This is a genomic window from Salmonella sp. NW645, from assembly GCF_051703725.1.
Classification (GTDB): domain Bacteria; phylum Pseudomonadota; class Gammaproteobacteria; order Enterobacterales; family Enterobacteriaceae; genus Salmonella; species Salmonella enterica.
This window is the reverse complement of the sequence record NZ_JAMMKR010000009.1, coordinates 89,662-111,015: the sequence shown is the minus strand read 5'-3', so window position 1 is coordinate 111,015 and position 21,354 is coordinate 89,662. Positions and strand designations below refer to the sequence as shown.

Sequence of the window (21,354 nt, the reverse complement as noted above, 5' to 3'; positions counted from 1 at the left end):
CCCCCGAGGTAAATAGTTATTACGCAGTTCTGTTATTGGTATAAAGTGGGTGATAACTTATCAAAATGGCCTCCCACCTAACGCCTCGTTTCACTCGTTGCTCAAACTAGCCCCCATCAGAATGAACCCTACTGGGGGCAACGTTTCTTAATGCAGCCAGCTATCGTCTTCCCACACCTTCTGCATAATTTTCATCACTTGCTTCCTTTCTTCGTCCAGTTGCAGTCCGGTCAGTTCCACACCGTTAGAGCTACCTTTGCGCATGCGAATTACCGTTTTTGGATACAGGGGGCGCAGATTGCGGTAAAGCTCGGATTCAAGGGCGTCCAGGGTAGACTGGCTAATCTTCTGCTCTTTATCGATCATTATTTCAATGCGCATAAAAGTCACCTCAACTGATGACATCCATTGAGCGGTTGTATTCGTGAGTTCTGATTTTTGCCATGAGTTCATCAGTCAACTCAGAAACCCACTGCAGAGCCAGCCCCTTCTCTTCATCACTACACTCACTAGCCGCTACAAGCTTAAGAAAAAAATCAATGCGCTGGAGCTTCAAAGACTCCAAAAAATAGTCCTGCATCTTTCCTCCTATGACACCACAATCAATACTGTATACATAACCACTGTTTATATTTACAGTATATAATAATCTTACTGATGTAAAACGTTTTTTTACGTTCATCAGCCTGATATGCCTGGTATTATTAAGAGCACGAATTGTTAACCCGCGTAATTAATACAGGTTCCGCCACTTATCATCTTCCTGCAAACGCTGGTTCCGATAGAAGATACGCAGGCCTGCTCCTGACGGAATACTGCCACCGCGAAGGAGTAAATCGACCTCTTTCTCGCTGCCATCAAATCCTCTGGACTTCAGTTCATAGACGAGCTGCTGTCGCTGATGATCTGTAATTCGCTGTTTGTAGTCTTTACGCCGTTTCGGCTTAACCAGGCGTAACCTTGCTGCCAGTTCCCGGCGCTCTTTTTTGCTCATACTGTGCAGGTAATCGTGCAACTCCTTGTCATCCATGCGGATAATGTCCGTTCTGGTGTCCCCATCAGCTGATTTATCTTTCTCCTGTTGGTTCAAATTTTCAGCAAGGGGACAGTTATTGCCACGAGTCCAAGGGGCGCAAGCGCCCTGGTCGGCTGCCGCCTCCTGAACGTCAACGGCCTTACGAACCATTTTCCACTTCACCGCATGAGTGCAGATCTTGCCCTCTGCAATGGGTGACCAGATGCCATAAATACGAATACCGTGATCGCCATAGGCGGTCGGCTCTTCGTTGATTTCATAAGCAGTTCTGATGAGGTGATATTTGCGGGGAACCAGTACGCCGCCCTGCTTCATGATGTAGGTGGCAAAACAACCAGCATCAGCAGCAGCCAGGATTGCATCAAGGCGCGGGTTATCCAGTACCGGCGCACCTGCTTTTTTGTCCCCCTGTTGCCTTGCCGCCTGACCAGCCAGCAATCGCAGTTCACGGTAAGCCTGACGCCCCGGAATGCCAAAGAAGCGGAATTGCTGAACACGATGCAGAGACGCCCAGGCATTAACGTATTCAGCGTTATCACGCAGGGATTTACCCGTTTCCTTGCTGATCTCGCCAGCCAGACCACGCCCGTCAATGTTCTTACTGATGTATTTCGCGATGTAGCTTGTTGGCGTACCTTTGCGCGGGTTTATCAGCTCAGACTTAAAGCGTGGTCCCGTGTTATTACCCAGCTCCTCGCGGTCTTCACGGATGGCAAACTTACGCAATAAAGCAGTAATGGCGCGGCGATCTTTTTTGCGCATAAAACACAACAGGTGCCAGTGAACTGTACCGTCATGATGCGGCTCAGCCACCCGCACGCCATACCAGCGCAATCCGGCTTTGTGCATCGCCTTACGAAATGCAGCAAACATGCCGACCAGATAATCACTGCTTTGTCTTACCGTCGCATTTGTCCAGGTCGGGTTAGGCCTGCCGTTATTTAGCGTGGAATGGAAACGTGACGGACAGGTGATGGTGTAGAAAACGGCGCAGTCACCGCGCATTTCCGCGATAAGCTCCAGGCCTTTAACACAGGCCATCATCTCATTGCGGCGATGCGCAGGGTTGCTGCTGCTGGCGTTTACCACATCCTCCATGTCCAGCGTGTCGCCGTCTTCGTTCACCAGTTCATGAGAACGAAAAAACTCCAGCGACTTACGGCGCTGCTCACGTTTATGCATCACGGCTTCATAGCTGACATAAGGAGATGCTTTTTTGCTAACCAGGCAGACAGCGCGCAACTGCTCTTCCCGCCATTCGCAACGCATCTTCCATAATTTCCGATACCACCAGTCGGCGCACAACATACGCGCCAGCGAACCCGGAATGAGTTCATAGGGCACGGGTTTACGGCGGTTTCTTTTCCGGCGGAGTTGCTCAAACGCAAGTGGGATGACATCCAGACGCAGGGTTTCCGCCGCCACCCTTTCCCATGTCTTGCGGATTTCTTCTGGCTTAACGTCATCGGTGGCATACAAATCGCCACAAGCTGCATCAAGGCACATGCTCATATGCGCAGCAACAAGGGTGGACAGGCGTTTCACCTGATCCTGACTCATTTCAGGCAGAATCAGCAGGCCGTCCAGCCCTTCATGGCTTGCCATAAAGCGAAAAGAAGTGGATAGCTGACTGTCGCGTACATGCTCCAGCCGTTCCAGACATGGCTTAATCGTCTCACGCAAATAGCGGGAATAAGCCTTTGGCCTGCCAAGGCTGCTGAAGTATTCAATACGTTGCATCAGCGGCTTGCTGATATGGGAGGGCTGGGCGCTGACGTCTGCCAGAATGACCATGTCCGGGTTAAAACGCTGCTGCTCATGCGCCAACTTTGCCCGGCTAATGAGCTTATCCTGCTCCATTTCGCGCTGGACAGGATCACGGGATTCATTAAAGAAATAACGCTCCCAGACCTGATCACTCAGTGCCTCGCGGCGCAGTTGTTCCTGCTCGTTATCGGCAGCGTACAGAGTGATCAGGTTTGAAAGCGCAGAAACCGGCGCAACTTCCGCCGGGTCCAGATAAGGGTTAATAGCCTTTTTCGGGCTGTTCCATGAGAATGCTGCGGCGGCCTCGTTAAAGCCGCTGCAGTTGTTCATATCAGCATGGCTCATGCACGCACTCCGTACACGGCAGAACTATCCACGCCACGCGAAGGATCAAATCCCACCCAGCAGCGCGCCCCAGAAACAGCGATGATTTCTGTTGCAGATTTACTCTCACCAGCTGCTACGCCGATGCTGCGTTTTGCCTTGATGTAGTGGTGAGTAAAATTGCGATACAGCGAACGGATCAGGGATGTGTCACTGTTAGAAACAATGACCGGATGTCCTTCTGATGACCGATGTTCAAGAACGGATGCCAGGTGATACTGGTCATCTTCAGTGAAGCCGTCAGTGTGATAACCGGAAAACGTGCCGTCATACGGCGGATCGCAATACACCACATCCCCCGCCTTCAACATCGCCAGCGTTTCATCAAAGCTGGCGCAGATAAACGTTGCCCGCTGGGCTTTTTCTGCAAATGCGCGAATTTCTTTTTCAGGGAAATACGGATTTTTATAATTACCGTAGGGAATGTTGAAATGCCCGCTCTTGTTATAGCGACATAAACCACGGTAACCGTGACGATTGAGATACAGGAAATATACCGCTTTCATGAAATCAGTAATTTCATTTGAGTAATTAAACTCCTGTCTTATGTTGTAATAAGCCACCTCCCTGTTTGCTTCCTTAAATAAAACTCTGGCACGAGATATAAACGATTCACAATCAGCGGCAACCTTTTTATAGAGGTTGATTAAATCAGGATTAATATCCGCAACCAGATAGCTTGGATAATCCGTCGCCATCATCACAGCACAGGAACCCGCGAAAGGTTCAACCAGTCGCGGGCCAGCAGGAAGATGTTTTTTCAGTTCGGACATAATTGCGGTTTTATTTCCTGCCCATTTCAGGATGGTGCTCATACAGCACCTCCGTTGTAATGTTTGCCTTTCAGCTCTGCGATTTCCTGACAGGTAATGCAAAGCTGCACACCTGGAATGGCGCGGCGGCGTGCTGGCGGAATTGGCGCTTCACACTCAATGCAAAGCACGCGGGACACGCCCGGTGTTTTAGCACGGGCAGCACAGATATGGCGCTGGCGTTCTTCTTCAACGCGCTGCTGTACGAGATCCATTGCATCAGCCATTAGTGGATCTCCTGCGCTTCGTTCTGGATTGCTTCAGCAGTCACACGCAGCAGTTCTGCCGCTTCGACGTGGTTTAGCTGGCGGGATGTGATATGACACGCCAGGCTATCAAGGCGAGCTGCCATCGCTTCAGCCCTTGCCCGACGTTCTTCAAAACGGGCCTCTGTCAGTAAAAGATTAAGACCTGCATCATCCGGTCCGGTTTTAGTCGTGAGGGTTTCAATATTACGCATAATCAATTCTCCTGAATTTAGATAAAGGGATACCCGGCGGGTTTACGCCATGAATTTCATTAGTTGGTTAATTCGGCATGGTTAGCCGTCTGGGAAATAAGCTCACCACTGCACGAAAATGATTCATTGCTTTAATCAACTCCCGCTTTTCATCAGTGGTCAGCTCATTAATGCTGATGCTATGACGTTCAGCTGGAATTTTTGCCATAAAGAATATGGCAGCCAGTGCCCGTTTATTTTGTTCATTATTGATATCCCGTGGATCACGCATATCTTTAATAAACCGCTCAAGCTCTGACTCAATATTAAGGCCAAAAACTTTCGCCCTTAATTCCGCAATGTGATTAAGCCCATTCAGGCGTTCGCCGGGGCTTAATGGAACAGTTGCTGCAGCGCCATTAATTGCCATACTTCATATCCCCCAAACGCAGCTATCGTTCTTTGTTCTTACGGTAACGCTCAAGAGGAGATACATTTTTTCGTATCGTCTCTTTAACCTGCTCTCCCCGTAAAAACGTCCCATCCTTTAACGTGAAAAAGTAACTGCCATCGCCCGACAATGACGGATAGCAACAGAGCAAATCATCTTCAGGTACTGAATAACTCTCCCCTCTGTAACGAAACTGATAAACCACTTCACTTTCTGCCGCATACATTTGGACTTTCTCCGTTTCCTCGTGGTCAATTCAGACAGCAATTCATCTTGTGAATGACATGGATGCCAGCGTTTTCCATCCTCACCCGTGATCCAGCCGTGACCGTAGTGCATTGCCGGGCTTTGTTTTACCAGCAGCGATGCAAATGATGGTTCTTTCGTCAGCATAAGCACCTCACAGCAAACCGAATGAAGCACCGAGGCCAGTCACGGTATCAACTGCACTCGCCATCGCAGGATTAGCCTGTAAACGGGCCTGCAATGAAACAGCAGCCAGCGCCATCAGTCGTGTTACAGAGTTAATGCTGCTGATAGCATCACGACGACCGGCACTAGTTTTTACATCACCAGATACCGCACCTGCTGCAACACGCCCGATCTCTGCAGTTGCGCTCATGACGTAATGCGGCAGTTTCTCTTTTGCTACCTCATTAATCGGTACACATGGCAGACAATGAATCTGTGCCAGAAAACCATCTACCAACGTTGAATCTTCAGTCAGATCGGTAAGCAGCCAGATTTCTGGTGCGGTTAATAAATGAGGTTGAGCTGGGTTCAGCTTGTTCCGCAGAATCTGCACATTCATGCCCGCACGTTCTGCCAGTTGCACCAGATTGTGGCGCAGTGCGAATGCACGACAGGCTTCATCAAAATGTGGATGTTTGGAAACTTGGTAATCAAACATGGTTTTCAACTCCGAACTTATCGCAAAATCGAACTCAGCGTCTTATTGCGAAAATAGACGTCTATTAAGCAGACAAAGCATCAACAGTCAGAGCAGCCAGGTTAATCATTACCTTTTCACGTTTTTTGTCTTTACGAAGACGATGACGAGGTAGTCGGCCATCAGCCAACATGTCGTTAATCGTATCAATAGAAAGGCCAGTCAGTTCGCTATAACGTTCGATTGTGACATGTGGTGTATTCAGAGTAATTGAAATGTTAGGTGTCATAAGGCAACATTCCTTCTAGATATGGCTTGTGGCGAGCCGTTGTTTGTCGTGATTAGTAGTGAAGGCTCCAAAAGAACACTTCTGGTTCAACTTTAAGATCGCTTTTGGAATCTGTCAACGAATTTTGGATTTCTTTGGAGGACTTGTGGATTTCAATAGCGGCGGTAAGAAAGCCATAGAACGTTTAGTTGAAGCATATGGATTCGGTACCCGTCAGGCTCTCTGTGATCATTTAGGTGTTTCTAAGAGCACCATGGCAACGCGCTATATGCGTGATATTTTTCCAGCAGATTGGGTAATCCAGTGCGCCCTTGAAACGGGCACCTCGCTTAATTGGCTAACAACAGGGCATGGTTCAAAGCAAGCATCAGCAAATACAAATACTATAGAAGTAGAAAAATATTTATTGTCTGATGGAGCATTGCAGAAAGACGGTTTTTATATTTTTGATAAGGGATTTCTACCCTCTACGTTTAAAAAACCTTTTGTCATCACAGATAACAATTCTGAATTTATTTGTGATAAAGAATTTGATGATATACGTGATGGTAAATGGGTAATAAGTATTGATGGCGAAATAACGATCCGTGACATTACTCGTTTACCCGGTGGAAGAATCTTCGTCGAGGGTGGAAACAGAGCCTTCGAATGCAAGATAGAAGACATTGAAATAATTGGTAAAATTATAAGTTTAACAGTCAAGTATGTTAAATAGTACCGGGAGGAAACTATGCTTGGTAAGGTATTTTTTGTGGTTTTGTCATGTTCTTTGTTATTAAACCCACTAACTACCTATGCTAGAAATTATCCCTGCTCAGGGAAAAAGGGAGGTGTTTCTCACTGTACCTCAGATGGCAAATTCGTTTGCAATGATGGAACTATTAGTAAATCCAAAAAAATCTGTACTAAAAACTCACGATAACTTTTGCTTTTATATCTGCGTCTAAAATAAAAATGAGCCGCAGGTTAACCGCAAAAGTTACATGCTCACATAGCAAAAAGAATAGCCAACTTAATTATGGCTTCAGTGAGATGTATGGTCGTAGGATTTCATACATTGACACTGGTTATACATACAGTGAAAATGCTCTCTACTGGAGGGCATTTTTTATGGCAGTACGAAAACTCACCACAGGGAAATGGCTTTGCGAATGTTACCTCGCCGGACGTAATGGGCGTCGTGTGCGTAAACAATTCGCCACCAAAGGCGAAGCACTAGCCTTCGAGCGATACACCATGGGTGAAATAGAAGCAAAGCCCTGGCTGGGCGAATCAGTGGATCGTCGGACACTGAAAGATATGGTTGAGCTATGGTTCAAATTACATGGCAAATCTCTTACTGCCGGACAGCATGTCTACAGCAAGCTGCTGTTGATGGTTGACGCCTTGGGAAATCCCCTTGCAACCGATCTCACCTCAAAAATGTTTGCTCACTATCGCGATAAACGCCTTACTGGTGAAATCTACTTCAGTGAAAAATGGAAGAAAGGAGCAAGCCCAGTTACTGTTAACCTGGAGCAAAGCCATCTAAGCAGCGTTTTCAGAGAACTTTCCCGCCTGGGTGAATGGACACTTCCAAACCCATTAGAGAAGATGCGCAAATTCACTATCGCAGAAAAGGAAATGGCATGGCTTACACATGAGCAGATCATCGAATTACTGTCTGACTGCAAACGTCAGAACCCAATTCTGGCACTGGTTGTAAAAATATGTCTAAGTACAGGCGCACGTTGGCGAGAAGCAATCAATCTTACCCGCTCACAGGTCACCAAGTACCGAATCACCTTTGTGAGAACGAAGGGGAAGAAAAACAGAAGCATCCCTATCAGTAAAGAGCTTTATGAAGAGATCATGGCGCTCGATGGGTTCAATTTCTTCACAGACTGCTATTTTCAATTTTTATCCGTGATGGAAAAAACGTCTATCGTTCTCCCTCGCGGTCAACTGACACACGTTCTGCGCCATACGTTTGCGGCGCACTTCATGATGTCGGGTGGAAACATCTTGGCCTTACAAAAAATTCTCGGACACCACGATATAAAAATGACTATGCGTTATGCGCATCTGGCACCGGATCATTTGGAAACGGCGCTCCGTTTCAATCCACTGGCAACGTTACCAAATGGCGACAAAGTGGCGGCAGCGGTTGGCATTACCCCGTAATAACCACCACTGACCACCACATTAAGTTATTGTTTTTTATCTAACTTATTGTTTTTATTAACCCATTTAGATAAGTGGGTTTTTTGTTGCCCGACGCAGAGTGACACGACATTGACTCTCCGGCGATTCGCTTTACCATCTGTAAAATCGCTTCACGCGCCAGCGGCGTTCGATCCGTTACAAAATGCAGCGTCATCCCCTCGATAAACGCATCCAGTGCGCGGGCGGTCTGCGCGTCAAACCACTGCGCCAGCGTATTCTGGCTACGCTGCATCCAGTTTTGCATGACTATTTTTAACGCTGGCTTATCGCTGGCATAGGCATATAACTGATACATTAACGCCATATTATCCGGCGTCGTAACCTGCGAGCCGTAAATCATTTCCGTTATCGCCTGGCACGCCCCCTCCGCATCCGTCACCTGCGCAAAAAAATCCTGGTATTGACGCGACATGTTCTCGGTGAAAAGTGTAAAAGCTTCACTCAATAACGCATCCATACCGGCAAAATAGTAGGTCATCGAGCCAAGCGGCACCTGAGCGATAGCGGCGATTTTCCGGTGCGTCACGGCATGAACGCCATAGGTCTTTACCGCTTCCAGTGTGGCCTGAATTATTTTTTCCCGTCGCTTAGGATCATTGGCGCGTCTTACGGCATTTTCTTTCATGATGAGTTCCACATCTCATTCAGGATGCAGGCTATAGTAGCCTGCCGCTTACGCTGAAAAAATAGACAGTAAAAACTGTCTGCACAACGAAGTATGACGACGATATGTACAAATGTACACAAGCTTGCTAATGTTTACCTCTCGCTTCTATTTTCTGGCCTGACGCTATGACCGTCCTCTCCTCACGTAACGCCTTAAAACGCCGTACCTGGGCGCTGTTTATGTTCTTCTTTTTACCCGGACTGCTGATGGCCTCCTGGGCAACCCGAACGCCTGCTATTCGGGATATTCTTTCCGTCTCTACCGCGGAAATGGGGGCGGTCTTATTCGGGCTTTCTATCGGTTCAATGAGCGGTATTCTTTGTTCCGCCTGGCTGGTGAAACGATTTGGCACCCGAAAGGTTATTCGCACGACGATGACCTGCGCAGTAACCGGGATGGTTATTCTTAGCGTCGCGCTGTGGTGCGCCTCGCCGCTGATTTTTGCCCTTGGATTAGCCGTTTTCGGCGCCAGTTTTGGCGCCGCCGAAGTGGCGATTAATGTCGAAGGCGCGGCGGTCGAACGCGAGCTGAATAAAACCGTTCTGCCGATGATGCATGGTTTCTACAGTTTCGGCACGCTGGCGGGCGCTGGTGTCGGCATGGCGTTAACCGCATTAAGCGTCCCGGCTAACATCCATATCATCCTCGCGGCTGCCGTGGCGATCGCGCCCATTTTTATCGCCATTCGGGCGATCCCTGACGGTACGGGTAAAAACGCATCGGAAGATGCTCACCTTCAGGAAAAAGGATTACCTTTTTATCGGGACATCCAGCTTTTGCTTATTGGCGTGGTGGTGCTGGCAATGGCATTCGCCGAAGGCTCTGCGAATGACTGGCTGCCGCTACTGATGGTAGACGGACACGGTTTTAGCCCAACCTCCGGCTCTCTGATCTACGCCGGTTTCACGCTAGGTATGACCGTTGGCCGCTTTACCGGCGGCTGGTTTATTGACCGCTATAGCCGGGTGACGGTTGTTCGCGCCAGCGCGTTGATGGGAGCGCTGGGCATTGGTCTGATTATTTTTGTCGATAGCGACTGGGTTGCCGGCGTCTCGGTCATTCTTTGGGGCTTAGGCGCTTCGCTCGGCTTCCCGCTGACCATTTCCGCCGCCAGCGATACCGGTCCCGACGCGCCGACGCGCGTGAGCGTTGTCGCCACGACCGGCTATCTGGCGTTTTTGGTCGGGCCGCCGCTGTTGGGCTATCTGGGAGAGCACTATGGATTACGCAGCGCCATGATGGTTGTGCTGGCGCTGGTTATTCTGGCGGCGCTGGTGGCGAAGGCCGTCGCCAAACCTGTATCGACTCCGCAACCGGTGATGGAGCATAACGCATGAGTATCAAATTAATCGCCGTCGACATGGACGGCACGTTTCTGAGCGATCAAAAAACCTATAACCGTGACCGGTTTATGGCGCAGTACCAACACATGAAGCGGCAAGGCATTCGCTTTGTCGTGGCCAGCGGCAACCAGTATTACCAGTTAATCTCCTTCTTTCCGGACATTGCGCACGAAATCGCTTTTGTCGCGGAAAACGGCGGCTGGGTGGTCAGCGAAGGAGAGGATATTTTTAACGGCGAGCTGACAAAAGCCGACTTCCAGACGGTTGTCGAACACCTGCTCACACGCGCCGATGTGGAGATTATCGCCTGTGGAAAAAACAGCGCCTACACGCTGAAACGGTATAACGATGCGTTAAAAGCCGTTGCGGCAATGTATTATCATCGTCTGGAGTTTGTGGATAATTTTAATAATATCAACGATGTCTTTTTCAAATTCGGCCTTAATATTACCGATGAACGGATACCGGAAGTACAGGCGGCGCTGCACGACGCCATTGGCGATATCATGGTCCCTGTTCATACCGGCTATGGCAGTATTGATTTAATAATTCCCGGCGTGCATAAAGCCAACGGCCTGCGTCTGTTACAGCAGCGCTGGGGCATTCATGATAGTGAAGTGGTGGTCTTCGGCGACGGCGGCAACGATATTGAGATGCTGCGTCAGGCCGGGTTTAGTTTTGCCATGTCGCACGCCAGCGAAGCGGTCGCGGCGGCGGCGAAATACCGCGCCGGATCGAACAACCAGGAAGGCGTGCTGGATATTATCGACAGCGTATTAAACAACGAGCCGCCGTTCAACGTCTAGCGGATACCTCTCTATGCCTGATAACAGAAAGCTTATCAGGCGTAGCCGCTCTCTCAGACTGTTTGCAAATTCCCCGTCCGCTTATCTTTTAAGAAGACCAGCATCAGCAGTAGCCAAAGAATACCGTTTGCCAGATTAAACAGGCTAAATAGCCCATTGCCGCCGCTTAACCAGGCGTGTTTACTTACTTCAATGCCAACGGTAAAAATCAGCATTTGTAGCATTCCCATCGCCGCCGAGACCGTTCCTTTACTCATATCGCTGGAGAAGAGCGTCAGACGCACCAGTCCAGCATTCGCCAGCCCAATGCCAAAAGCGTATACGCTTAATCCCGCCGTCATCCATAAATAAGCATGGGATGAAACCACCGTCGCCGCCGCGGCGATGATCAGCCCCGCGACGATAGGCCAGCCGCCCATCACGATCAGCGAGCGAACCGTACGTCGGGAGGTTAAACGCGCCAACACCAGATTACCGGCAATGAGCGCGCCAAAAACGGGCACCTGTAGCAGACCATATTCATAGCTGCTGAGCTGTTCGCCGCTAATGATGATAATCGGCGACTGCGCAATCCAGGCCAACAGCGGCAGGCTGACAAATCCCAGCGCTAACGCCCCTGCGACGAACCGCCGGTTTTTTATCACCAGCCGATAATCCCGGCCCAGCGCCTTAAATGACAACGTTTCGCCCCGCCGCGTGGCGGTCTCCGGCATTGCGCGCTGTAGCCCGAAAAAGGCGATAGCGGCCAGTGCGGCAAATAAAATAAACATCCCCTCCCACGGCAGAACATGCACCCATGCCGCCCCAACCAGTGGTCCCAGTAGCGGCGCGATTAACGCCACGTTCGCCATCAGCGCGGTAATTTTTATACACACCGCTTCCTCAAAGGATTCCTGAATCGCGGCATACCCTACAGCGCCGATAAAACACAGGCTAATCCCTTGCAAAAAACGCAGGAAGGTAAATTGTTCGATGTTTTTCGCCAGTAACGTCGCCAGGCAGGTGACAATAAACCACACAACGCCCGCCAGCATCACAGGACGACGGCCAATCCGGTCAGACAACGGGCCAAGCAGCCACTGTAAGAACATACCGCCCGCCAGATAAGCGGTCATGGACGTCGGAACCCAGTCCAGGCCCGCCTGATACTGCTCAACCACCGCCAGCATACCCGGCTGGATCATGTCGTTGCCAATATAAGTAGAAAATTCGTACAGCACCAGACAGAGAGGAAAAAGCAACGCCTGACGTCCCAGCCTGCCGCCTGATTGTAAACGATTCTGCATACCATCTCTTCGCCAATAAAAACCGCGCAGAGTGTAATGAAAGTCGGGGAACTGAGATAGCGAATTATGAGGCTGCAAGGGAAATAGCGCACATTTTTACAGAAAGCCACTTAGCGCTTGCGTACTTTAAGGTTAATTTAAGTTTGCGCCGTTATCATCGACATTATTTTATGCCATTGTCTTAAATCTCTTCATGTTGCCGCCAAATAAGACAATACTGCTTTTCCTCCCTGTTACGCTGCATTTATGCTCAGTTTGCACGGGGATGAGCTGGCTATCCCTTTTGATTTCATTGCTCCGAGCCTGGATGTTATGCTGGAAAACCTTAACAACTCGCTGTTTTATTTTATTAACGCCACGCCTGATTCCGCGCAGTGGACAATTTCGCTCGCTATCTTTATCGCCAAAGATCTTATCAACATCGTCCCGCTCTTAGCCGTTGTACTCTGGCTGTGGGGTCCCCGCGATCGGGTCTGCGCCCAGCGTCAGCTGATCGTTAAAATTGGCATCGCGCTGATTATCAGTCTGGCGGTCTCCTGGACAATGGGACACCTTTTCCCGCACGACCGTCCATTTGTCGATCATATCGGCTATAACTTCCTGCATCATGCCGCCGATGACTCGTTCCCCAGCGATCACGGTACGGTGATTTTTACCTTTGCGCTGGCGTTTTTGTTCTGGCACCGCCTCTGGTCAGGCATCGTGATGATGGCGATAGCCATTACCATCGCCTGGTCGCGCGTCTATCTCGGCGTACACTGGCCGTTAGATATGATTGGCGCGCTGCTGGTAGCGATGCTTGGCTGCCTGAGCGCACAGCTGATCTGGCAATGGTACGGCGCGCCGCTCTACCAGGCGCTGCAACGTTGTTACCGTTTCTGTTTCGCGTTGCCCATTCGAAAAGGCTGGGTACGTGACTAAACAGCGAAAAAAAGAGTAATATTAAGCGCTCTGTATGGTGCGGAGCGCTTATTTAACTCTCCAGGGGAACTATGGAAACGCGACGCGACGAGCGTATTGGTCAATTGCTGCAGGCCTTAAAACGCAGCGATAAACTTCACCTTAAAGAAGCCGCGACCCTGTTGGGCGTCTCTGAAATGACCATTCGTCGCGACCTGAACCATAAAAGCGCGCCTGTCGTGTTGCTGGGCGGCTATATCGTACTGGAGCCCCGCAGCGCCAGTCATTATCTGTTAAGCGATCAAAAATCTCGTCTGGTGGAAGAAAAACGCCGAGCCGCTCAGTTGGCTGCAGGCCTGGTACAAGCGCATCAGACGGTATTTATTGACTGTGGCACCACCACGCCGTGGATCATTGAAGCCATTGATAATGACCTTCCCTTTACGGCGGTGTGCTATTCACTTAATACCTTCCTGGCGCTGCAGGACAAACCCCATTGCCGCGCTATCCTCAGCGGCGGGGAGTTTCACGCCAGCAACGCCATTTTCAAACCGCTTGATTTCCATGAAACCTTAAACAATATTTGTCCGGATATCGCGTTTTATTCCGCCGCCGGCGTTCATACCAGTAAAGGCGCTACCTGCTTTAATCTGGAAGAGCTGCCGGTAAAACATTGGGCCATGACGATGGCACAGTGCCATGTACTGGTGGTGGATCACAGTAAATTCGGCAAGGTACGTCCGGCGCGGATGGGGGAATTATCACGCTTTGATACGATTATCAGCGACCGCCGTCCCGATGAGGCCTTTGTGGCCTACGCTAAAGCGCAACAAATTACTCTGATGTATTAACCGCCCGTTGCCGGATGCGACGCGCACCCGGCAACGGGGTTATTTTACGAGAACCAACTGCCAAACCACTGATGGAGTTTCATCAGCACAAAATCCCACATCCGGCTGAAAAATCCCCCCTCCTCGACGTTTTCCATCACCATTAACGGGCGTTGCTCAATGGATTTTCCGTTAAGCTGGAAATCGATGGTGCCGACAACCTGCCCTTTCTTCAACGGCGCCGTGAGCTGTGGTTCGTTCAACGTAAAGCTGGCCTTCAGGTTTTTAAGCTGCCCACGCGGAATCGTCACAGACCCCGCATCGCCCGCCCCCAAATTGACCTCAGGCTTATCGCCAAACCAGACCCGTTGCGTCACGAATGTCGCGTCAGGTTTAATCGGCGTGACCGTTTCAAAGAAGCGGAAACCCCAGGTCAACAGTTTTTCTGACTCATTAAAACGAATACGGTCCGTTTTCGCCCCCAGCACGACAGAGATCAGACGCATATCGCCCTGAGTGGCGGAGGCGACAAGGTTATACCCAGCGCCAGCCGTTGTCCCCGTTTTCATGCCGTCGACATGCAGATTGGTGCTCCACAACAGGCGGTTGCGGTTCGGTTGACGAATATTATTAAAAGTAAATTCTTTCTCTTTATGAATGGCGTATTCGTCAGGCACATCGTGAATCAAGGCCTTGCCGAGCAACGCCATATCGCGAGCGGTACTGAACTGCCCTGGCGCATCAAGACCGTGTACCGTCTGGAAGGTTGTATTCGTTAATCCCAGTCGTTTCGCATAGGCATTCATCAGGCCGATAAAGGACTCCTGGCTTCCGGCGACGTAGTCGGCAAGCGCGATACAGGCATCATTACCTGACTGAATGATGATGCCTTTATTAAGATCCGCAACAGACACCTGATCGCCTGGCTTCAGAAACATCACCGACGACCCACGTAGCGCCGGGTTCCCCGTCGCCCAGGCATCTTTGCCCACCGTTACCATATCGGTCAGCTTGATTTTCCCTGCCTTCAGCGCCTGGCCCACTACGTAGCTGGTCATAATTTTTGTCAAACTGGCAGGGTCAAGTTTCTCATCGGCATTACCTTCCGCCAGTACTTTACCGCTGGCGTAATCCATTAAGATCCAGGCTCGCGCATCAACGCCCGGCGGCGCGATCGTTTGTTCCTCTGCCTTTACAGGCGAAGCGAAAAGGAATAAGAGAACCGAACCTGCCGCGAGGCTACGAAGGGAAGAAGCGTATTGCGTCATAGTACCACCCGAGTATCCATTCCAAAAACACACGTCACACCACCGTGTAATAAGTGCGGTGAGTAATAACGCACTCACGACGTTAAAGAAACCGTAACTTGGTAAAGTTTTTAAAGTTTATGCAATAACATCCCGTTACGCTTCCTTCATAACGATTTTTTTACAGACCATTGTGTAAATGTTAGGTTTATCTCACGGTAGGCCGATTACTGTCATCATCCTGATAAAACAGAAGGGGTTAATATGATTACGCTGTGGGGCCGGAACAACTCGACTAATGTTAAAAAAGTGTTGTGGACGCTTGAAGAGCTGGAACTGCCATACGATCAAATTCTGGCAGGCGGAAAATTCGGCGTTAACCAGGATGCCGACTATCTGGCGATGAATCCCAATGGACTGGTGCCGCTGCTTAAAGATGATGAAACCGACCTGTTATTGTGGGAATCCAATGCCATTGTCCGCTATCTGGCGGCGCAATACGGCCAGAACCGGCTATGGGTTGATAATCCGGCGCGGCGTGCGGAGGGCGAAAAATGGATGGACTGGGCGAATCAAACGTTAAGCCCGGCGCACCGTGTGATCCTGATGGGACTGGTCAGAACCCCGCCGGAAAAACGCGACCAGGCGGCAATTGAAGCTGGTATCGAAAAGTGTGATGGCCTGTTTGCGCTTCTTGATGATGCTCTGGCCCACCAGCCGTGGTTCTCCGGGGATAACTTTGGCACCGGTGATATCGCTATTGCGCCTTTCGTCTATAACCTGCTGAACGTGGGTCTGAAATGGACGCCGCGCCCGAATCTGGAACGCTGGTATCAACAGCTTACCGAGCGCCCTGCTTTTCGCAAAGTGGTGATGATCCCGGTGACCTAACGCGTGGCTGCAGGACTTACCTTGAGTAACTGCCCGTCGGACTCATCGGTTAACACATATAAGTAGCCGTCAGGTCCGACACGCACATCCCGAATACGCTGCTTTCTGTCACCCAGAATACGGCCTTCTTCCGTCACCGTATTGCCATCGACGCGCATCACAATGACCTCTTTATCTTTTAGCGCGCCGATAAACAGTTTGTGCCGCCACGGCGCAAAAACGTCGCTGGCATAAAAAGCCATCCCGCTGATCGCCGGAGAATCCTTCCAGTAGTAAACCGGTTGCTCCGTTCCTTCGACAATTTCACCTTTGGCTTCCGGCACTTTTAGACCACTATAGTTGACGCCCCATGTGGCCAGCGGCCAGCCATAATTTTTGCCTTTTTCCGGGATGTTAATTTCATCGCCGCCGCGCGGACCGTGTTCATGCAGCCATAGCGCGCCGCTCCAGGGATTGATGGCCAGCCCCTGCGGATTACGAATACCGTAAGACCAGATTTCCGGACGCGCGCCCGCCTGATGCACAAACGGATTATCCGGCGGAATTTCGCCCTGCCCGGTCAGGCGCACCAGCTTACCCTGTAATTTATCCAAATCCTGCGCGGTAGCGCGCTGGTTATTTTCACCCAGGGCAATAAAAAGAGATCCTTGCGCATCGAATACCATACGTCCGCCGAAATGGTTGCCGGTAGACAGCTTAGGCATCTGGCGAAACACGGTACGAAAATACTCCAGACGCTGAAGATCGTCGCTCAGCCGTCCAAAACCGACTGCCGTACCGGCATTTCCTTCGCGGTCAGCTTCAGCATAGCTCAGCCAGACGCGGCGCGACTGGGCAAAGTCAGGCGCCAGCACGACGTCCAGCAAACCTCCCTGCCCTTTTGCCCACACTTTCGGTACGCCAGCCAGCGGATCGGAAAGTCCCCGTCCCGCCTGCCAGTGGCGCAGTTGTCCCCCTTTCAGGGTAATGAGCATCCCACGGTTATCCGGCAAAAAAGCCAGCGACCACGGGTGATCGAGTCGGGTTTGCAGCACCTCAACGTTCACCGGCGCAAGATTGGCGTTCGCCCATGAAGAGAAAAGAGAGAATGAAACTATCGCGAGAAGTATTCGACGCATACCGCCTCCTTCAGGGCTCTGCGTTAAAGCGTAGTCAGCATCGCAAGAGGTCGGTTTATTTTTACAAAACATTAAGCGGCGCGGTCCGGTAAAAAGGGGGAGTCGCCTCCCCCTTATTCAGACCTGTGTAAGCGGTGAATGTGCTTTCAGACTCTGAATACTCAGCGTCAAAGTTGTCAGACAGTTTTCAAGTTTATCTGCGTTGACGGCAATAAAGGTCGGACAATCATGGTGTCCGCTCATTAAACAAACGGCGGCGGCTGCAAGCGCGCCTTCGGCACGGCGCAGCGCGTTCCACTCTTCCTGATCGAGATGCAGTCCCTGCCGTAAAGCGTGATCGTGGAGCTCGCGATTCAGTTCAAAAAAATTGTCACGCAGAGTGTCACTTTCGCTGACTGACATATACCCCTTCGCTTTTCGCAATTGCAGATAAGCGGCAAGATCGATACGCGCGTTTATCAGCTTGTTGAGAAGATCGGTTCTCAGTCTGTCAACGACCATACCTTTTTTCCTCCTCTTTTCTACCAGGGTTCAACTTAATAGTATGGTCGTTTTTTAGACAAAGGGGGTGTCAGAGATCAAGAATTTTCTTAGAATTGCCCTTTTTCACCTTTTGCTGACAACCACAACGGTTGATGCCGCCGCTCCTGATGAGATTGCGATACAATTTTTGTTCGGATATCTGTAGAATCCCTGCCCTGACCATTCCAATAAATGAACACTTTTTAAGCTATGAGTAATGTAACCCACCAGCCAAAGATCGGCTTCGTTTCCCTGGGCTGTCCGAAAAACCTCGTTGATTCGGAACGCATCCTGACTGAGCTGCGTACCGAAGGCTATGACGTTGTGCCACGCTATGACGATGCGGATATGGTTATCGTTAATACCTGTGGCTTTATTGACAGCGCGGTACAAGAGTCGCTGGAAGCCATTGGCGAAGCGCTGAACGAAAACGGTAAGGTAATCGTCACCGGCTGCCTGGGCGCAAAAGAAGATCAGATCCGCGAAGTGCATCCGAAAGTACTGGAAATCACCGGGCCGCATAGCTATGAGCAAGTTCTGCAGCACGTACATCATTACGTACCGAAGCCGAAGCACAATCCATTTTTAAGCCTCGTACCGGAACAGGGTGTAAAACTGACGCCGCGCCATTATGCGTATCTGAAAATTTCTGAAGGCTGTAATCACCGCTGCACGTTCTGCATCATCCCGTCGATGCGCGGGGATCTGGTCAGCCGTCCGATTGGCGACGTATTAAGCGAAGCGAAACGTCTGGTTGATGCCGGGGTCAAAGAGATTCTGGTGATTTCGCAAGATACCTCCGCCTACGGCGTAGATGTGAAGCACCGCACCGGATTCCATAATGGCGAACCGGTGAAAACCAGTATGGTGAGCCTGTGCGAACAGTTATCAAAACTGGGCGTCTGGACACGTCTGCACTACGTCTACCCCTACCCACACGTTGATGATGTGATTCCGCTAATGGCGGAAGGCAAAATCCTGCCCTATCTGGACATTCCGCTGCAACATGCCAGCCCGCGGATTCTTAAACTGATGAAACGTCCCGGTTCCGTTGACCGCCAACTGGCGCGCATTAAGCAGTGGCGCGAAATCTGCCCGGAACTGACCCTACGCTCCACCTTTATTGTCGGCTTCCCCGGCGAAACGGAAGAAGACTTCCAGATGCTGCTCGACTTCCTGAAAGAGGCGCGCCTCGATCGTGTAGGCTGCTTCAAGTACAGCCCGGTGGAAGGCGCAGGCGCGAATGACCTGCCGGATCAGGTGCCGGAAGAGGTGAAAGAAGAGCGCTGGAACCGCTTTATGCAACTGCAACAGCAAATCTCCGCTGAGCGCTTGCAGGAAAAAGTGGGCCGCGAAATTCTGGTGATCGTCGACGAGGTTGACGAAGAAGGCGCTATCGGGCGTAGCATGGCGGATGCGCCGGAAATTGACGGCGCGGTCTATTTGAACGGCGAAACCAACGTCAAGCCGGGCGATATCGTGCGCGTGAAAGTGGAAAACGCCGACGAATATGATTTGTGGGGCAGTCGGGTTTAACGCCACCTCCCCCGGCGCGGGTGTCGGATGTGTTACCCCACCTGGCGAGCCCGTTCCAGGCCCGCCAGGCGTCAACGCCACCGGGCTGGCTTACCCCTTAATCTTCGGGTCCAGCGCATCGCGCAACCCGTCGCCTAACAGGTTAAACGCCAGCACAGTCAGGAAAATCGCCACCGCCGGGAAGAGCGCTACGTGCGGCGCGATGACCATATCCGCCCGCGCTTCATTGAGCATCGCTCCCCACTCCGGCGTTGGCGGCTGCGCGCCTAATCCGAGAAATGACAGGCTTGCCGCGGAAATAATTGACGTACCGATACGCATCGTAAAGAAAACCACAATTGACGAGACCGTTCCCGGCAAGATATGGCTAAACAAAATCGTCGTGTCGCTGGCGCCGATACTGCGGGCAGACTCAATAAACGTCTGCTGTTTTAAGACCAGGGTATTTCCGCGCACCAAACGTGCAAACGCCGGAATAGAGAAAATCGCCACCGCAACGATCACATTAGCAATACCGCTGCCTAACACCGCCACAACGGCAATCGCCAGCAAAATGCCGGGGAAGGCGAACAGCACATCGCAAATGCGCATAATGAAACGATCCCACCAGCCTTCATAATATCCCGCCAGCAATCCCAACACCGTGCCGATTATCGCGCCGATAAATACCGCGAACACGCCCGCCGCCAGTGAGATCTGCGCCCCAACGAGAACCCGGCTAAAGATGTCTCTTCCCAGCGAGTCAACGCCAAACCAGTGCTGCAAAGAGGGGCCATTGTTCAGGCTATCGTAGTCAAAATAGTTTTCCGCATCGTAGGGCGTCAGCCAGCGGGCAAAAATCGCCACCAGAATTAACGCCAGTACGAATCCCCCGGCGACCAACGCGACATGCTGGCGGCGAAAACGACGCCAGAACTCCCGCCATGGCGTGCGTATCTGGTCGGGTTTTACCACCGGCATAGCATGTAAAATCGCCTGACGGCGCCAGTTAAATAATCGCATCCTTACTTATACCTGATAGCCGGATTAATGGCGGCATAGAGGACATCCACCACTAAGTTGATAAGAATAAATTCCAGAGAAAACAGCAGCACTTCCGCCTGAATCACGGGGTAGTCGCGCATGTCGACCGAGTCGACCAGTAATCGCCCAAGCCCCGGCCAGTTAAACACTTTTTCGACGACGATCGATCCGCCAAGCAGAAAGCCAAATTGCAGTCCCATCATGGTGACGACCGGGATCATCGCATTGCGCAGGCCATGTTTTAACACCACCCACGTTTCACTGACGCCTTTCGCCCGCGCGGTCCTCATGTAATCCTCGCTCAGGACATCGACAAACGAGGAGCGCGTAAAACGCGCCATGACTGATGCCACCGCCGCGCCAAGCGTCAGGGAGGGTAAAATATAATGTTGCCAGCTATCCGCCCCCACGGTCGGTAGCCAGCCCAGATCCACGGAAAAAATCTGCATTAACAACATTCCCAGCGCAAAAGCCGGGAAAGAAATGCCGGTCACGGCAAGCGTCATTCCTACCCGGTCAGGCCATCGATTACGCCACACGGCGGCGGCGATGCCGATCGCCATGCCAAACAGAACCGCCCATATCATACTGGTTATCGTCAGCCACAGCGTCGGCAAAAAGCGGCTGGCGATCTCCTCAGAAACCGGGCGGCGGGAAACCATTGACGTACCGAAATCGCCTTGTAAAACATGGGTGATGTAACGCCAAAACTGGACATGAAGCGGCTGATCAAGCCCCAGCTGCTGACGAACCAGCGCGATCACCTGCGCGTCGGCTTCTGGTCCGGCTATCAGCCGCGCCGGGTCGCCGGGCAACAAATGAACAAATAAAAACACCAACACTGCCACAATCAACAGCGTAGGAATTAATCCCAGCAGGCGCTTGAGAACATAGTTAAGCATCACACGAACCT

The 21,354-nt window shown here is 51.0% G+C and carries 26 protein-coding genes and 1 pseudogene; 9 read left to right on the top strand and 18 right to left on the bottom strand.

Annotated features, from left to right (window positions below):
* Positions 1 to 147: 147 nt before the first annotated feature.
* The 11 genes and pseudogenes from NA389_RS18510 to NA389_RS18460 form a co-directional block, all read right to left on the bottom strand.
* A complete protein-coding gene (locus tag NA389_RS18510; protein WP_053530352.1) occupies positions 148 to 381 on the bottom strand; it encodes a DinI-like family protein in 234 nt (77 codons plus the stop codon).
* 10 nt (positions 382 to 391) lie between these two features.
* Positions 392 to 580, bottom strand: a complete 189-nt coding sequence (locus NA389_RS18505) for a hypothetical protein (protein WP_001154434.1) — start codon at positions 578 to 580, stop codon at positions 392 to 394.
* A 153-nt stretch (positions 581 to 733) separates the two neighbouring features.
* Positions 734 to 3,148 (bottom strand): replication endonuclease, encoded by a 2,415-nt coding sequence (locus tag NA389_RS18500; protein ID WP_079917097.1) that lies wholly within the window; start codon positions 3,146 to 3,148, stop codon positions 734 to 736.
* Positions 3,145 to 4,002, bottom strand: coding sequence for a DNA adenine methylase (locus tag NA389_RS18495; RefSeq protein ID WP_079917096.1), 858 nt, complete (start codon positions 4,000 to 4,002; stop codon positions 3,145 to 3,147). Before NA389_RS18495 ends, NA389_RS18500 begins: the two co-directional genes overlap by 4 nt.
* Entirely contained in the window at positions 3,999 to 4,226 is a 228-nt protein-coding gene (locus NA389_RS18490) for a TraR/DksA family transcriptional regulator (RefSeq protein WP_023135809.1), read from the bottom strand. The genes NA389_RS18495 and NA389_RS18490 overlap by 4 nt, the downstream gene beginning before the upstream one ends.
* Complete coding sequence (locus NA389_RS18485) at positions 4,226 to 4,459, bottom strand: DUF2732 family protein (protein WP_023135810.1); 234 nt, start codon at positions 4,457 to 4,459, stop codon at positions 4,226 to 4,228. The genes NA389_RS18490 and NA389_RS18485 overlap by 1 nt, the downstream gene beginning before the upstream one ends.
* A gap of 67 nt (positions 4,460 to 4,526) precedes the next feature.
* Positions 4,527 to 4,868, bottom strand: coding sequence for a DUF5347 domain-containing protein (locus NA389_RS18480; protein WP_000996717.1), 342 nt, complete (start codon positions 4,866 to 4,868; stop codon positions 4,527 to 4,529).
* A 22-nt stretch (positions 4,869 to 4,890) separates the two neighbouring features.
* On the bottom strand, positions 4,891 to 5,115 hold the full coding sequence (locus NA389_RS18475) for a hypothetical protein (protein ID WP_001374083.1): 225 nt from the start codon (positions 5,113 to 5,115) through the stop codon (positions 4,891 to 4,893).
* Between the two features lie 56 nt (positions 5,116 to 5,171).
* Positions 5,172 to 5,282, bottom strand: a pseudogene (locus NA389_RS18470) (phage filamentation protein Fil family protein); the annotation flags it as partial.
* Between the two features lie 7 nt (positions 5,283 to 5,289).
* Positions 5,290 to 5,799 (bottom strand): phage regulatory CII family protein, encoded by a 510-nt coding sequence (locus NA389_RS18465; RefSeq protein WP_000460893.1) that lies wholly within the window; start codon positions 5,797 to 5,799, stop codon positions 5,290 to 5,292.
* 64 nt (positions 5,800 to 5,863) lie between these two features.
* Positions 5,864 to 6,067: a hypothetical protein gene (locus NA389_RS18460; RefSeq protein ID WP_000188450.1), complete on the bottom strand. Its 204-nt coding sequence runs from the start codon at positions 6,065 to 6,067 to the stop codon at positions 5,864 to 5,866.
* A 145-nt stretch (positions 6,068 to 6,212) separates the two neighbouring features.
* On the opposite strand from NA389_RS18460, the gene NA389_RS18455 reads away from it, so the two are divergent.
* From NA389_RS18455 to NA389_RS18445, 3 genes are all read left to right on the top strand, one after another.
* The gene (locus NA389_RS18455; protein ID WP_001346406.1) at positions 6,213 to 6,782 is read left to right on the top strand and encodes a phage repressor protein CI; all 570 of its coding nucleotides are present in this window, start codon (positions 6,213 to 6,215) and stop codon (positions 6,780 to 6,782) included.
* Positions 6,783 to 6,797: 15 nt separating this feature from the next.
* A complete protein-coding gene (locus NA389_RS18450; protein WP_000900883.1) occupies positions 6,798 to 6,989 on the top strand; it encodes a hypothetical protein in 192 nt (63 codons plus the stop codon).
* Positions 6,990 to 7,177: 188 nt separating this feature from the next.
* Positions 7,178 to 8,230: a phage integrase gene (locus NA389_RS18445; RefSeq protein WP_079917095.1), complete on the top strand. Its 1,053-nt coding sequence runs from the start codon at positions 7,178 to 7,180 to the stop codon at positions 8,228 to 8,230.
* A gap of 40 nt (positions 8,231 to 8,270) precedes the next feature.
* On the opposite strand, the gene NA389_RS18440 is transcribed toward NA389_RS18445, so the two are convergent.
* Positions 8,271 to 8,897 (bottom strand): TetR/AcrR family transcriptional regulator, encoded by a 627-nt coding sequence (locus tag NA389_RS18440; protein ID WP_017465778.1) that lies wholly within the window; start codon positions 8,895 to 8,897, stop codon positions 8,271 to 8,273.
* A gap of 167 nt (positions 8,898 to 9,064) precedes the next feature.
* Between NA389_RS18440 and NA389_RS18435 the strand changes: the two genes are divergently transcribed.
* Both NA389_RS18435 and NA389_RS18430 read left to right on the top strand, forming a co-directional pair.
* Positions 9,065 to 10,276, top strand: coding sequence for an MFS transporter (locus NA389_RS18435; protein ID WP_000217430.1), 1,212 nt, complete (start codon positions 9,065 to 9,067; stop codon positions 10,274 to 10,276).
* A complete protein-coding gene (locus NA389_RS18430) occupies positions 10,273 to 11,088 on the top strand; it encodes a Cof-type HAD-IIB family hydrolase (protein WP_000023538.1) in 816 nt (271 codons plus the stop codon). The genes NA389_RS18435 and NA389_RS18430 overlap by 4 nt, the downstream gene beginning before the upstream one ends.
* A 53-nt stretch (positions 11,089 to 11,141) precedes the next feature.
* Here the strand turns inward: NA389_RS18430 and NA389_RS18425 are convergent, their stop codons facing one another.
* Positions 11,142 to 12,374, bottom strand: coding sequence for an MFS transporter (locus NA389_RS18425; protein ID WP_001181284.1), 1,233 nt, complete (start codon positions 12,372 to 12,374; stop codon positions 11,142 to 11,144).
* 312 nt (positions 12,375 to 12,686) lie between these two features.
* On the opposite strand from NA389_RS18425, the gene ybjG reads away from it, so the two are divergent.
* Both ybjG and deoR read left to right on the top strand, forming a co-directional pair.
* Positions 12,687 to 13,295: an undecaprenyl-diphosphate phosphatase gene (gene ybjG, locus NA389_RS18420; RefSeq protein ID WP_001528832.1), complete on the top strand. Its 609-nt coding sequence runs from the start codon at positions 12,687 to 12,689 to the stop codon at positions 13,293 to 13,295.
* Between the two features lie 71 nt (positions 13,296 to 13,366).
* The gene (gene deoR, locus NA389_RS18415) at positions 13,367 to 14,125 is read left to right on the top strand and encodes a DNA-binding transcriptional repressor DeoR (protein ID WP_000450103.1); all 759 of its coding nucleotides are present in this window, start codon (positions 13,367 to 13,369) and stop codon (positions 14,123 to 14,125) included.
* 44 nt (positions 14,126 to 14,169) lie between these two features.
* Here the strand turns inward: deoR and dacC are convergent, their stop codons facing one another.
* Positions 14,170 to 15,372, bottom strand: a complete 1,203-nt coding sequence (gene dacC, locus NA389_RS18410; protein WP_000195710.1) for a serine-type D-Ala-D-Ala carboxypeptidase — start codon at positions 15,370 to 15,372, stop codon at positions 14,170 to 14,172.
* Positions 15,373 to 15,615: 243 nt separating this feature from the next.
* Between dacC and NA389_RS18405 the strand changes: the two genes are divergently transcribed.
* Positions 15,616 to 16,242, top strand: a complete 627-nt coding sequence (locus NA389_RS18405) for a glutathione S-transferase family protein (protein ID WP_000631902.1) — start codon at positions 15,616 to 15,618, stop codon at positions 16,240 to 16,242.
* On the opposite strand, the gene NA389_RS18400 is transcribed toward NA389_RS18405, so the two are convergent.
* Together NA389_RS18400 and bssR are read right to left on the bottom strand one after the other, a co-directional pair.
* The gene (locus NA389_RS18400) at positions 16,239 to 17,360 is read right to left on the bottom strand and encodes a PQQ-dependent sugar dehydrogenase (RefSeq protein WP_001252729.1); all 1,122 of its coding nucleotides are present in this window, start codon (positions 17,358 to 17,360) and stop codon (positions 16,239 to 16,241) included. The genes NA389_RS18405 and NA389_RS18400 overlap by 4 nt on opposite strands.
* A gap of 117 nt (positions 17,361 to 17,477) precedes the next feature.
* The gene (bssR, locus tag NA389_RS18395; RefSeq protein ID WP_000259651.1) at positions 17,478 to 17,861 is read right to left on the bottom strand and encodes a biofilm formation regulator BssR; all 384 of its coding nucleotides are present in this window, start codon (positions 17,859 to 17,861) and stop codon (positions 17,478 to 17,480) included.
* A gap of 231 nt (positions 17,862 to 18,092) precedes the next feature.
* On the opposite strand from bssR, the gene rimO reads away from it, so the two are divergent.
* Complete coding sequence (rimO, locus tag NA389_RS18390; RefSeq protein WP_000073314.1) at positions 18,093 to 19,418, top strand: 30S ribosomal protein S12 methylthiotransferase RimO; 1,326 nt, start codon at positions 18,093 to 18,095, stop codon at positions 19,416 to 19,418.
* 90 nt (positions 19,419 to 19,508) lie between these two features.
* Here the strand turns inward: rimO and gsiD are convergent, their stop codons facing one another.
* Positions 19,509 to 20,420: a glutathione ABC transporter permease GsiD gene (gene gsiD, locus NA389_RS18385; RefSeq protein ID WP_001236024.1), complete on the bottom strand. Its 912-nt coding sequence runs from the start codon at positions 20,418 to 20,420 to the stop codon at positions 19,509 to 19,511.
* A gap of 2 nt (positions 20,421 to 20,422) precedes the next feature.
* Complete coding sequence (gsiC, locus tag NA389_RS18380) at positions 20,423 to 21,343, bottom strand: glutathione ABC transporter permease GsiC (protein ID WP_000936069.1); 921 nt, start codon at positions 21,341 to 21,343, stop codon at positions 20,423 to 20,425.
* Positions 21,344 to 21,354 lie beyond the last annotated feature (11 nt).